Source organism: Thermogemmatispora sp. (assembly GCF_019683635.1).
Lineage (GTDB): Bacteria > Chloroflexota > Ktedonobacteria > Ktedonobacterales > Ktedonobacteraceae > Thermogemmatispora.
Map to the genome: position 1 here is coordinate 1 of NZ_JADGIA010000005.1, position 12,828 is coordinate 12,828.

Genomic DNA, 12,828 nt, shown 5'->3' on the forward strand with positions numbered 1-12,828 from the left:
GCAATGGCCTGGTGAAGAGAGCAGTTCCTCTGCAGGAGATTATAAGGTAAAAATTTCTATATTTCAATTTTCATAGCTATATTGGACATTCCATTATCGGGGAAGCGCTGTTTCCAAAGAGTGAATTTTATCGTCTTAGAGAAAGCTGCTCTGGCGATCTCCGCTTCGGGACGCCGGTACTGACGTTTGGAAAAAGCGAGAGAGAGACGTTTAAACAAAAGAGTGAAATGTCTAAGGGGGAGCCAGGACAACTCGGTAGAGAGCAAGCTCAAGAGAGCAGACTTTGCCTGAAGAGCCGGACCGGTCAGAGGTGGCAGCGACGCAACAGGCGTTAAGGAAGCGTTTCCCCTACCTTGCTAGCAGTCAGAGCTGGAGCAAGCGTTATCTCATGCTCATAAAGGAGGAAAACAAGCAGGATGCAAGCACCGCTGCTCGAAGTGCGCCAGCTCAGCCGGCGCTTCGGCACCTTCACCGCCGTCGATAGCGTTTCATTCGCGGTACCGGCGGGCCAGATTGTCGGCCTCCTTGGCCCCAACGGCGCCGGCAAAACAACCCTGCTCTCGATGCTCGTCGGCTTGCTGCCACCCACTACTGGCACCATCCTTCTCAATGGCGAAGAGCTTCAGCGCGTGCCCCCGCGCAAGAAGTCCTTCTTTGGCTTTGTCCCCGACTCCCAGGAAGTGATCGATCACCTGACGGGCCTCGAATATCTTCAGTTTCTACGCCGCATCTATCGTCTCTCTGAAGAACAGTGGAGCCTGGTCGGGGAATATCTGGCCCTGCTGCGCCTTGAAGAGAAGGCTCACCATCTCCTGGAGACCTATTCACACGGCCAGCGTAAAAAGCTGCAGATCATTGCCGCTTTGCTCCATCAACCACGTCTGCTCTTGCTCGATGAGCCGCTCTCGGGCCTTGATCCCGAGATCACCATTCTGGTCAAGCGTCTGTTGCGTCGTCTGCGAGAACGCGCAGTAGGCGTGCTGGTCTCCACACATGACCTGCTCATGGCTCAGGACCTCTGCGATGAGGTGATCCTGCTCCATCGGGGCCGGGTGGTGGCCCAGGGGGCGCCGCAGTCCTTGCTGGAGCACTATGCTGTTGCCAACCTGGAAGAGGCCTTTCTGCAGGCCCTTGGCCTGGGCCAACAGGATGAGGAGCTTGATCATGTTCTGGCACGTTTCTAGGTTAGTGATAACAACCTGGCGCCATCGCCTGGCCCAGCTGCTGCGCCGCATGCCAGGACTATGGCTGCTCCTCCCTCTCTTGCTGCTGGCACTCCCTTTAACTGGTTTGCTGGCTTATGGCTTCTTCCATGAGCTTGGTGAAAGCTTGCTGGTGGGTGATGGCCTGGTGCAGCAACTGAGGCCGCTGGTCATGCTCAGTCTGTGTAATCTCTTCCTCGTATTCTCCTTTATGATTCTGTCCCTGGTGATCATGCTGTCGCCCGACGATACGCGGCTGAGGCGCATGATGCTGCCGCTACCGCTCTCCTCGCTGCAGCTGCGTGTTGGTCTTCTGCTGCCCGGTCTGCTGATGCTGATGGTCATCCAGAGTCTGCTCTGGGGACCGGCATGGCTGGCGTTGGTGAACCTGGGTCTGATTACGCCTCTACAGCTGGTGCTGGCGCTCGTGCTCGCCCTTCTCTGCTATGATCTCCTGACGCTGGCTTTCCATCAGGCCATGCTCTATGGGGCGCTGCGCCTCTTCGGTAGAGAGCGTCCTGGCATACGCCTCAGCATACTCGGGCTGGGCCTGGTCGTGGGTCTGGTACTGCTGGATCTGCCCCTGTTCACGTTGACTTCGGTCCCGCCGGAGGGCCTGCCTGCCTGGACGCTGCTCCTGCCAGTTCGATGGATGGCGCTTGTGCTAGAGCCGCACCCGGAGGCGGTCCTCGCTGGTGTGGGCCTGCTATTGACGGGGGCGCTGTTGACAGGGGCGCTCTATGGCCTCCTACTGGTGCGCTGTGAGCGGTTAACGACGGGCACGCGAGGCCAGTGGGCGCCCTTGCGCTGGCTGCCCTTTACCCCACGGCTGTGGTGGGCGTCCTGTGCCTACGAGCTGAAAAGTCTCTGCCGTTATGACTACCTGGTGATCGATAGCGTGACGGTCTTCGGGATCTGGCTGGCCGCGCTGGTGGGTCTCCTGCTGACGCGCACGGCGAATCCTCTCCTCTTCTTGCTGCTGGCGCAGGTGGCCCCTCCCGTGTTCTTACCGTTACTGGCTAGCTTGAGCCAGACCTCGTGGGGGCGCGATCGTCAAGCCTATCGTGTGCTGGCAGCGACACCGCTAGAGCTGCACCTTTTGCTGTCCGCCAAGTTCTGGACTTGCCTGGTGCTCACCTTCGTCCTCTGGTCACTGGCGACGCTGGTGCTGCTGCTGGTAGCCGGGCACCCTGATCTCATGCTGCTCTGGCTGCCGCCTGCTCTCTTGCTACCGCCGCTCTGCTTCGTCATGGGAATTCTCTTGCCTTACTCGACTGATGATCCGCTGAGCACGCTGACAGTAGGAGCGGTACTTTTACTGATAGATGTGCCCCTCTCAATGTTATATCTCCATATACAGGAGATGTTGCATAGTCTGCCGGGTGGAACCATAGTCCAGATGCTGATCGAGATCGCCGCTGCCCTGCTTCTGGTGCTGGCGCTCTACAGAGGCAGTCTCTGGCTGGGAACTGCCCGCCTGCGGCAAGAGCGCGGTTGAAATCCGATGGCCGGAGTACAGGCTCTGGCCAAATCCTCGTGCGGAAGCTGATGAAATTTCTTATAGCTTTGCTGTGCTTGAGCTGGTCCACTGGACTGGCGCAAAGGAGATACTTGCAATGGTCATCCGGCTTGTCAGGTATTCGCTTGAGTGCCTCCTATTCGGGGTCTTCATGGCCCTGCTCCTGCTGCTCCTGGGAGTGGGTGGGCTGATCGTCTATGAGATCCTCACGGCCCAGTCGCTACATCTAGCACTCTTCTCGCTGCCGCTTGCAGAGCTGGAGGGAGGCCAATCTTTCCAGCTGGCGCTGCAGTTGAACAACATCTTACCCCTCGGGATCGTGTTGGCCCTCCTCTGTGCCTGCCTGGCCTGGCTCCTGGGGATCAGGAAGCGGCTTACGGGAGGCAGCACCAACTCAGATAGCTAGTTGCTCGCACCTTCGTGGTGGTCCTCTTGCGTTCTCCCGGCTGCAGTACGGGCTAACTGTACTGCAGCTTCCGCTGCGAGGGCTGGACTGGGCTTTGAGAAGCCCAGCCGAGACCGGGCCTCATCTTACTCCAATCCATTGCCCATTGCATCAACATGAGACGATAGTATACAATCTGTCACAGAATGAAGCCGTGGCCCCTCTTCATCAGTTACTGCCTCTGAGGCCAGCAAGGGCGCCATGACCAGGGCCGTCATCTGTGGCGATAAATGACTGGCCCAGGCAGTAGGACCCTCTTCAAAGAAGAAAGGGAGTAAGCATCATGAGCGACAGCCATCCTCCTATCAAGGAATTTCGCCTTGAACTGAGCGCTCTCACCTACACCGGTCACGATCTTGTTCGCCCCGAGTCGATCATCGCCCAGCCGGACGGCACCCTCTGGACCTCGGACGGGCGCGGCGGTGTCATGCGCATTGCTCCCGATGGCAGCCAGCAATTCTTCGGCGGGCTGGGAGGTGAGCCGAATGGTCTGGCGATGGCCCGCGATGGCTCACTCTACATCGCCAATATCGGCAACGGTCGCATCCAGCGCCTCTATCCCGATGGTCACAGCGAGGATGTCCTGACCGAGATCGATGGGGTGCCCACCACCTGCGCCAACTACGTCTTCATCGATAGCAAAGATCGCCTCTGGCTGGCCTTCTCGACGCGGGAACAGCAGTGGTGGCCCGCCGCAGCACAGCCGCGCCCCGATGGCTATATTGTGCTGCTAGATGAGAAGGGACCCCGTATCGTCTACGATGGCATCTATTTCACCAACGAGATCCGTCTCGACGCCAAAGAGGAGTTTCTCTATGTTGCCGAGACCATGAAGAACCGCATCCTGCGCTTCCGCGTTCAGCCCGATGGTAGCCTGACCGACAAGGAGGTCTTTGGCCCCGATGGCCTCGGCGTGGGGGCCGTGGTCGATGGCTTTGCCTTTGATGCCGAGGGCAACGTCTGGGTGACGACCCCGCTGCGCAACGGCCTGGGCATTATCACCACCGACGGCGACTATCACGTTGTCTTTGAGGAGGCTAACGAAGAGGTCCTCTCGACGTTCGAAGAGAAAGTGGCCAGCGGTACAGCCACCCCTGCCGACATGGCCGCCTGCGCCGGGCAGACGCTGCAGTCGCTGACCAGCATCACCTTTGGAGGGCCTGACCTGCGGACCGTCTACATAGGCTCGCTAGTGATGTCGCGCCTGCCCACCTTCCGCTCACCCGTACCTGGACTGCCGATGCGCCATTGGACAAGCTAACGGCACATACCTGCGCGCTGGCTAAGGTGACGGCTCGACCGCTCCCCGCTACAGAGCTGGCTGCCTGGAGCCAGCGCTGAGCGAAACAGAGAGAGCGTAGCGTGAGAGCCGGGAGAGGTGTGAGTGGTTGCTTAGACACTGGCCTCCCGGCCCTCGCGGGCAAAGATTTCTTTGAGGAACTGGCCGGTGTAAGAGCGCTCCTGCATGGCCACCTCCTCGGGCGTTCCCTCGGCGATTACCTCACCTCCGGCCTCGCCGCCCTCTGGTCCCAGATCGATGATCCAGTCCGCACATTTAATCACGTCGAGGTTGTGCTCGATCACCAGTACTGTATTGCCGGCGTCCACCAGGCGCTGGAGGACATTCAGCAGACGCTCGATATCGGCGAAGTGCAGGCCAGTCGTTGGTTCATCCAGTAGATAGAGGGTCCGGCCCGTAGCGCGGCGCGACAGCTCCGTCGCCAGCTTCACGCGCTGGGCCTCGCCGCCGGAGAGGGTCGTCGCTGGCTGACCCAGGCGGATATAGCCCAGACCAACATCGTAGAGCGTCTTTAGCTTGCTGTAGACCGTCGGCACGTGCTCGAAGAAGTGCATGGCGTCCTCGACGGTCATATCCAGCACTTCGGCGATGTTCTTCCCCTTATAGCGGATCTCCAGCGCCTCGCGATTATAGCGCTTCCCCTGACAGACCTCGCAGGGCACATAGACATCGGGCAAGAAGTTCATCTCGATGCGCACAATGCCCTCGCCCTTGCAGGCCTCGCAGCGTCCCCCCTTGACGTTGAAGGAGAAACGACCCGGCTGGTAACCGCGCAGACGCGCCTCGGGTACCTGGGCGAACAGATCACGGATGCCCGTAAAAGCATTCGTATAGGTTGCCGGATTCGAGCGCGGTGTGCGTCCGATCGGCGACTGATCGATGTCGATCACCTTGTCCAGGTATTCGATGCCCTCGATACGATCGTGGGCCCCCGGCTTCTCGTGGGCCCGGTTGAGCGCCTGCGCCAGTTTACGATAAAGAATATCGATCATCAGCGAGCTTTTGCCGGAGCCGGAGACGCCGGTAATGGCTACCAGCTTGCCCAGCGGGATGCGCACTGTAATATTCTTCAGGTTATTTTCGCGAGCGCCCACAATGGTCAGAAAGTGGCCATTGCCAGGCCGCCGTTGGGTGGGAGTGGCGATGCGGCGCCGGCCCGAGAGGTAGGCGCCTGTCAACGATTGCGGATGAGCGGCCACCTCGTCGAAAGTGCCTGCTGCCACAACCTGGCCACCGTGTTCGCCCGCGCCTGGGCCGATGTCGATAATGTAGTCGGCGGCGCGCATCGTATCCTCATCGTGCTCAATGACCAGCACCGTGTTGCCCAGATCGCGCAGGCGTAAAAGCGTCTGGATCAGACGATGGTTATCGCGCTGATGGAGACCGATGCTTGGCTCATCCAGGATATAGAGCACACCCATCAGCCCTGAACCGATCTGGGTCGCCAGGCGGATACGCTGGGCCTCGCCGCCCGAGAGGCTCATCGCTGTGCGGTCCAGAGTCAAGTAGTCCAGGCCCACGTCGACTAAAAACTGCAGGCGCGCGCGGATCTCCTTGAGGATCTGACGGGCGATCAACCGTTCGCGCTCGCTCAAGCGCACCTTGACCAGCGGCTCATTGGGAGGGATCGGGGCCAGTGGATCTGGCGCGCGCGGCTCGCCGTCCTCGCTGTGACCGCCAGTCAACGGCTGTACCCCCAGGGAAGGGGCCGGACCGGCATCCAGCTCCAGGAAGAAGCGCTGAGCCTGCTTCACCGAGAGGCGCGTCACCTGCACAATATTGCGCCCGCCGACCGTCACCGCCAGTGCCTCCGGCTTCAGACGGGCTCCCCGGCACTCGGGGCAGAGCCGCGTCGACATATACGATTCGATCTCCTCGCGGATCAGCTCGCTCTCCGTCTGACGATAGCGGCGCTCCAGCGTGGGGATCACCCCCTCAAAGGTCACCGTATACGAGCGCGTCTGGCCGTGCTGGGGCGTATAGCGAATCGTCAGAGGCTCCTGGGTACCGTAGAGGATCAATTGCTGCTGCTCGGGCGGTAGCTCGCGCCAGGGGCAATCGAGATCGATCTGAAAGCGCTTCGCCAGCGCCTCCAGCTTGGCCGACTCCCATTGGCTACCATTGATCATCTTGCTCCAGAGGGCAATGGCGCCCTCGTGGATTGTCAGGTCGGGATTCGTCACCAACAGCTCGGCGTCCAGCTCGCGCTGTGTTCCAAGGCCCGTGCAGGCCGGGCAGGCGCCGTGCGGGCTGTTGAAGCTGAAGGTGCGCGGCTCGATCTCTGGCAGGCTGATACCGCAGTAGACGCAGGCGAAGCGCTCTGAGAAAAGCACCTCCTCACCGCCGACAATGGAGACCAGGGCCACGCCGTTGCCCAGCTTGAGGGTGGTCTCCAACGAATCGGTCAGGCGCTGGCGGAAAGCCGCATCCACCTCATCCTGCTCGGCCAGGGGCGCCGCCTCCTCTTCTGCGGGAGCCGTTGCCTGCGCAGAGCCTGGCCCGCCCTCCTTGCCATCCTGGTCTACAGGGGAGCGCGAAGGCAAGGCATAGGGGACCGCTTCCTCAGCCACGCGACGCAGCGCTGGCCGCTCGCTTGTTGAAGGAGCCAGGAGCGCCTCCGACTGGCTATCTGTCTGACTGGAGGTCAGCAGGCTCGGGGCGGGGCGTCGTCCCGCCTTGCGAATTACCAGGCGATCGACCACCACCTCGATCGTGTGCTTCTTCTGCTTATCTAGCTCGATGTTCTCGCTTAGATCATAGATAGTGCCATCGACGCGGACGCGCACGTAGCCCGAGCGGCGCATCTCTTCGAAGATATGCTTATACTCGCCCTTGCGTCCCTGCACCAGCGGGGCCAGCAACATGATGCGCGCCCCGTCGGGCAGCTGCAAGATCGCGTCAACAATCTGCTGGACGGTCTGGCGGCTCACCTCGCGCCCGCAGCGCGGGCAATGAGGATGCCCGACGCGGGCATAGAGCAGGCGCAGATAGTCATAGATCTCCGTCACCGTGCCGACCGTCGACCGTGGGTTGTGGGTTGCCCCCTTCTGATCGATTGAGATCGCGGGTGACAGCCCATCAATGTGGTCGACATCGGGCTTATCCATCTTATCGAGGAACTGGCGAGCATAGGCCGAGAGCGACTCGACATAGCGGCGCTGGCCCTCGGCAAAGATGGTATCGAAAGCCAGGCTGCTCTTGCCGGAGCCTGACAACCCAGTGATGACCACCAGCTTGTCGCGAGGAATAGTGAGATCGATATTCTTCAGATTGTGTTCTCGTGCGCCACGGATAACAATCTTATCCACTGTTGCGATCCCCAAGCTTCTCTTTTCTTTTCTTTTCTCTGTGTTGTCTCTTTGGATGTAAAGTTGCCTGACTGTATCTTCAACAGATCGACTGCGCTGCGGTTGGCTCAAGAAGTCCTGTCCTGGGGAATGAGGTCCTGGTCCTGGGCAGGCGGGCGGGGGCTACGAGCCATTGGACTAAGACAAACGTTCCATATTGCTATCAGGGTACAACACAGGACCTGCTGCGTCAAGTCAGAAGGACCTGATCGTTTTTCGTCAGGGCGGCCTGGAAGCGGTCTGGCTCACGGCCCAGTTTTCTTCTTGGGCAGCCATTGATGACATGGTGTGAGGCCGTGGGTGGTAGCCAGAAATTCTCTTCTGCAGGCTGGCCAGGATATGCTATAATAACGCCCGTTGCGCAACCTGTCGCACAAGCCAGCTTCTTCGAGATGCAGCGCTTCGATGCGCTGAAAACGCAGAGAAGCGGCGGTGATTTCTATGAGGAATGGGGGTGTGCTATGTCTCGACCCGCCTGCTCCGCCTGTCGACGACGACTCATTCGCGGCCACGCCAGCCATGTGCCTCTCTCTCTTCTCATCTCCCTGGTAGCCCTTGCTATGATAGTAGTCGCCTGTGGAGGAGGGAGCAATAGCTCCGCTGCCGCCACACCGGGTGCAGGGGCGCGGGCCAGCGCCAGCCCGACTGCTGGTCTGATCACGGTGCCTGGAGGGGTGCAACTCAGGCTCTACCAGGGCGACGGCTTCAGCATCGGCTATCTACCAGAGTGGCAGGTCAGTCCCGCTGGCAGCAGTGTTGAATTCAGCCACGAGGCCGACAGCGCAACACTTTCAGTGCAGGTCGTTCCCAATCCCAATGCAGCCACCTCGCCAGAAGAGACCGTCAGCGTGAGCCTGGACACCTTTGAGAAAAGCGGCCTCTACAAGAACTTCAAGAGGGTGAGCCTGGCACCCACTGCTACTGTCGGAGGCCAGACCTGGCAGCAGCAGGGAGCCACGGGCGATGTCCAGATCCTGGGGCAGCAGATCCGCATGGAGATTGTTTTGCTGGCAACCAACCATCCCGCTCATGCAGCGCAGACCAGGCTCTTCAGCATCTACATTGTCGTGCCAGAGGCGCGCTATCAACAGCTCTCTCGGAGCGCATTTATCCCAATGCTCCAATCTTTTCACTTCCTCAACTAAAGGACCAACCAGCGTTGGGCCGCTCTGGCCTGCTGCCTGCCAGGCACAGCGGTGATCTCTCTGTCCAGGGGCATAGCCCGAAAGGAGGAGGGAAGATGATCAGGAGCAGAGTCGGGCGGGAGAGCCTGTCACGGCCTCTCACCTTGCGGGAGGGCGCTCCCGTACTCTAGAGTTGGCCATCACGGTGCCTTATAATAGTACTGGCTGAAATACCCTGAGCACACTGGCGTGTCTAGCGCCGGGAGTTCGCATGAATCCGGAGCTTGATTTCGAGAAGCGCTGGCGTCTGGTCCGTGAAGTGATCGAGACCCTCGTCCTCACGGGGCTGATGTTCTTCATCATTCGCTTTGCTATCCAGAATTTCTACGTTGAAGGCATGAGCATGGAGCCGAACCTCCATGACAAAGAGCTGATCCTCGTCGATAAGTGGTCGTACCTCTTCCATGCGCCAGCGCGCGGTGATGTGATTGTCTTCGTTGCCCCTCCCAATCCCAGTCAGGATTATGTAAAGCGTATCATCGGCATCCCAGGCGATGTGATCACGATTCAGGGAACAACGGTCATCGTCGACGGTGTGACCCTCCATGAGACCTACGTTGATCCGCGTCGGCAGGGCAACCCCTATCCTTCCTTTTCTAATCGTGTTGTGCCGCCCGATAGCTACTTTGTGTTAGGGGATAATCGGGCGGGCAGCTCGGACTCGCGCGACTGGGGGTTCGTGCCGCGTAAGAATATCATCGGACGCGCGGCCCTCGTCTACTGGCCCCTGGGACAGGATAATAATGGTTTCCTTCCCGATGTCTCCTCGGTCTTTGCCGAGGTCCACCAGCGCCAGAGCGCCAGCCAGCTGCCCCCGGCAGCGCTGACGCGGCTCTCTGCCTCCTCCCACCCCGTGCCAGTGCAGCCAGATCAGTTGCTGCTATCGCTGTTGCTCTTCCCCATGCCGCCTATCCTCGGACGTGGGCGACGGCGAGGAGGATGGGAGCAGGCGAACCATTGGCGCTGGAAGGGGGACCAAGGAGCAGGTCGACGGCGTGATTTTGGAGCGCGACGGCCAGCACCGGATGATGTAGACGCTGTTGGGCTGTGGCCAGGTGCTGGTTGACGATCGTGGTGAGATCGTCGTCGGAGAGAATCCAGCTGATGGGACCCTGGATGTGGAGGTCGCTGACGTGTAGCTGACCAGCGCTAACCTGGGGTACGGCGCTAATGCTGTTGGCCTGACCATAGAGCGTAAAGTTGAGGGTAATGGCGCTGGGAGTGACAGTAAAGTGAGCGTCCTGCATAGGGCTGCTGGGCGAGTGAGCCAGAGTGAGCAGGTTGTTAAGGAGGGTCTCGCTAAGACGTACAGGGCCGCCAGGCAGCTGGGCGGTGCGCGTAGGGTCGATCTCTTGAACGGCGTTATCGAGCGCCGTATTGATCTGCTCCCTGGCCAGCCGGTTCAGGGTGGGGCGAATGAGGAAGGCCCAGGAAGCCAGAAGCAGAATGAGCAGGATAGCAAGCGTGCCGAGACAGCCGAGGAGCCAGCGTCTGCCACGATGCCGCCGGCGTGCGGGAGTAGCGGCGGCGCCACGGCTGGCCAGTTGCTGCGGCACCCAAGCTGGAGCCGGTTCGCCGCCAGGGAAGGCGGGTTGAGGGCTGGCTGGCATGGCCAGAACGGCGCCGCAGGTGGGGCAGAACTGCGCTGCCGGGGCGATGGGAGCGGAACAATGCGGACATTGCACGGTGTTCACCTCGTCTCGGTTTTCGGCGTGACGGCGCATCGAGTTGCCTCCTCTGCTTGCCATCACTCCTCTCGCATAGAGCATATCATATCGAGTCTGTACCGACGAGGGCTAGGAGGAGGCACCCCCCTCCTTCTGATCAGAGTTGGGAGGAGTCGAGCGGCTGCCCAAAAAGTCCAGGCGTAGAATCTCGTCCATCGTCGCCAGCGTCCGCGCACGCAGGGCCGGGTCAGCTTCCAGCATGGCCCGCACCTCGGCGATGAGCGCCTGCTCCTGTTCTGCTGGTAGACGGTGATAGCCGTAGAGCTGGTGCACGGCGGCGGCAGCGGCACGGCGTAGCTTCTCCGCCTCATCCATCGCCGGCAATGGCTGCCGCTCGGCCACTGGCTGGTCTGTCAAACCTGGGGGAAGCTCGCCCAGGGCCGTCAACGGCTCCAAGCCATCGGCAAAAAATTCGGCCTCCTGACCGATCAGATGGGCCGCGTTAGGTGTCGCCCGCTCAATCCGCATCCTTACGGTCTGACGCTCCTCGTCCAGAGCGGTAATCGTCCCGGCTAGAAAAATCACCTCGACGCTCCCCCAATAAACCGCCTCGCCCAGATGAAGAATCATAACAGCTACTCCTCTCCGCAGTGTGCCATTTCGTCAGAGCACTGCCAGTGATGGTGCAATGCTCTCTTCTCTATACACTCGTCCGGCTATAGCCAGGGAGACGGAACAAAAAGCCTCTGGAGATTAGAAACGTCAGAGGACCGCCTCTTTCCAGCGAGAATGAGAGGAGGAGCGGGTGCCTCCCTGCACCCTACCCCGGGCGGCGAGCGTTAAAGCCCAGGTGCCAGGCTCAGTCGTTGTCGCCGCCGTTTTCCTGCACGGTCACTGTGAAATGCTGGCTGGGGAACTGCTTGCAGGCGATCGTATAGGTCCCTGCCTCCTTGAAGAAGATCAGCTGATGTTCATTGCGGCGCAGCTCCACGTTACCCATGCCCGGATCAGGTTGAGCAAAGAAGGTCAGATCGTAGTCGGAGAGGTTCGATAGTATAATGCTTTGCCCCTCTTTCAGGGTGACCGCGGTGGGCACGAAGAAATAGGTGTCGCTCGCGCGCGTATAGTCCGCATCAAAGCTGACTGTCGCCACCGGTTCGAAACCGCAGGTGACTCCAGGCGTCATCGAGACCTGCACGGTCAGCTGAGCTGAAGGGTGCTCCTGCGAGGAGAGGGTGAAGGTGCCAGCCTTGGGGAAGGGCACATACTCTGTTTCTCTCGGGTCAACCACGGTGAAGCGTATGCCAGCATCCGGCTTGCTCGTTAAAGTAAACGTCTCCTGCGTCTTATTGACGATTGTGAGCGTATCACCCATCTTGAGCGAGACACTGCGCTGATCGAAAGTGCCGTTGCCTTGAATCATCACACTGACCGGCTGATCGCACGTCCTACTGACATTGGCAGTGCTTGCTGCCTGAACCGGGATGCCATCATTGGGATAAGGGGTCACCCTGCTCCCTGGAGCGGCATTTACGACGATCGCCTGGTGCATACCAGCCTCATAGTGACCGCCGTAATGACAGCTGAATTCAAGCATACCCGCAGGGGCGGTGTGATCAAAGGTAAAGTCGAGCGTTTTGCTCTCGCCAGGGGCGATATTGTAGATATAGACCAGGGCACGCTGATAGACTTCATCCATCACCATCGTCTCGGTGTTCATGGGATGCATGATGAGAAAGTCGTGGTGATGCTGGCCCTGGTTGGTCACCACAAAGTGGTAAGGAACCCCAGTCACAAAGGTGGTCTGCGGCGAATGCACAAAGAAATCGCCGATGGTAATCTTGATGGTCTGGGGCCCTGGAGAGTTTGAGGAACTTGTGCCAGAGGTGGCTCTGCCACAGGCAGCCAGGAATACCAACAGTAGCGGCAGACAGAGTACCAGGAGACGCAAGAACCCATGTTGTTTCATCATCGACCCTCCTGTGAACTCGCCGTCTCTCAAGAAGAGCAAGGCCCCAACTCAGCGTCGAGCGCAGGAGATGCAGGCGTCCTCGTTGGCGTTCCACCTGTATCGAGGCGGGCAACTCCGCACTGAGAAACGTCTTGAGAGATAGCTAGCTAAATCTATGTATGAAAATATGTAATTTTACTAATACCAATTCTA

General features: G+C 59.7%; 9 protein-coding genes and 1 pseudogene. 6 read left to right on the forward strand and 4 right to left on the reverse strand.

The window, feature by feature from the left end; all coding sequences use genetic code 11:
• The first annotated feature begins 416 nt into the window (after positions 1-416).
• From IRZ31_RS01250 to IRZ31_RS01265, 4 genes are all read left to right on the forward strand, one after another.
• On the forward strand, positions 417-1,184 hold the full coding sequence (locus IRZ31_RS01250; protein ID WP_297148689.1) for an ABC transporter ATP-binding protein: 768 nt from the start codon (positions 417-419) through the stop codon (positions 1,182-1,184).
• A complete protein-coding gene (locus tag IRZ31_RS01255; RefSeq protein WP_297148692.1) occupies positions 1,165-2,700 on the forward strand; it encodes a hypothetical protein in 1,536 nt (511 codons plus the stop codon). Before IRZ31_RS01250 ends, IRZ31_RS01255 begins: the two co-directional genes overlap by 20 nt.
• Positions 2,701-2,818: 118 nt before the next feature.
• Entirely contained in the window at positions 2,819-3,127 is a 309-nt protein-coding gene (locus tag IRZ31_RS01260) for a hypothetical protein (protein ID WP_297148695.1), read from the forward strand.
• A 322-nt stretch (positions 3,128-3,449) separates the two neighbouring features.
• Entirely contained in the window at positions 3,450-4,427 is a 978-nt protein-coding gene (locus IRZ31_RS01265; RefSeq protein WP_297148697.1) for an SMP-30/gluconolactonase/LRE family protein, read from the forward strand.
• Positions 4,428-4,558: 131 nt separating this feature from the next.
• Here IRZ31_RS01265 and uvrA read toward each other — a convergent pair whose 3' ends face one another.
• The gene (gene uvrA / locus IRZ31_RS01270) at positions 4,559-7,774 is read right to left on the reverse strand and encodes an excinuclease ABC subunit UvrA (protein WP_297148700.1); all 3,216 of its coding nucleotides are present in this window, start codon (positions 7,772-7,774) and stop codon (positions 4,559-4,561) included.
• A 500-nt stretch (positions 7,775-8,274) separates the two neighbouring features.
• Here uvrA and IRZ31_RS01275 point away from each other — a divergent pair, with 500 nt between their 5' ends.
• Both IRZ31_RS01275 and lepB read left to right on the forward strand, forming a co-directional pair.
• Positions 8,275-8,958: a hypothetical protein gene (locus IRZ31_RS01275; RefSeq protein WP_297148703.1), complete on the forward strand. Its 684-nt coding sequence runs from the start codon at positions 8,275-8,277 to the stop codon at positions 8,956-8,958.
• Between the two features lie 250 nt (positions 8,959-9,208).
• On the forward strand, positions 9,209-10,063 hold the full coding sequence (gene lepB / locus IRZ31_RS01280; RefSeq protein ID WP_297148705.1) for a signal peptidase I: 855 nt from the start codon (positions 9,209-9,211) through the stop codon (positions 10,061-10,063).
• Between the two features lie 553 nt (positions 10,064-10,616).
• Here lepB and IRZ31_RS21325 read toward each other — a convergent pair.
• From IRZ31_RS21325 to IRZ31_RS01290, 3 genes and pseudogenes are all read right to left on the reverse strand, one after another.
• Positions 10,617-10,766: pseudogene (locus IRZ31_RS21325) on the reverse strand (zinc-ribbon domain-containing protein); the annotation flags it as partial.
• A gap of 27 nt (positions 10,767-10,793) precedes the next feature.
• Complete coding sequence (locus tag IRZ31_RS01285; protein ID WP_297148708.1) at positions 10,794-11,294, reverse strand: hypothetical protein; 501 nt, start codon at positions 11,292-11,294, stop codon at positions 10,794-10,796.
• Between the two features lie 229 nt (positions 11,295-11,523).
• Positions 11,524-12,636, reverse strand: coding sequence for a hypothetical protein (locus tag IRZ31_RS01290; protein ID WP_297148710.1), 1,113 nt, complete (start codon positions 12,634-12,636; stop codon positions 11,524-11,526).
• Positions 12,637-12,828: the final 192 nt, after the last annotated feature.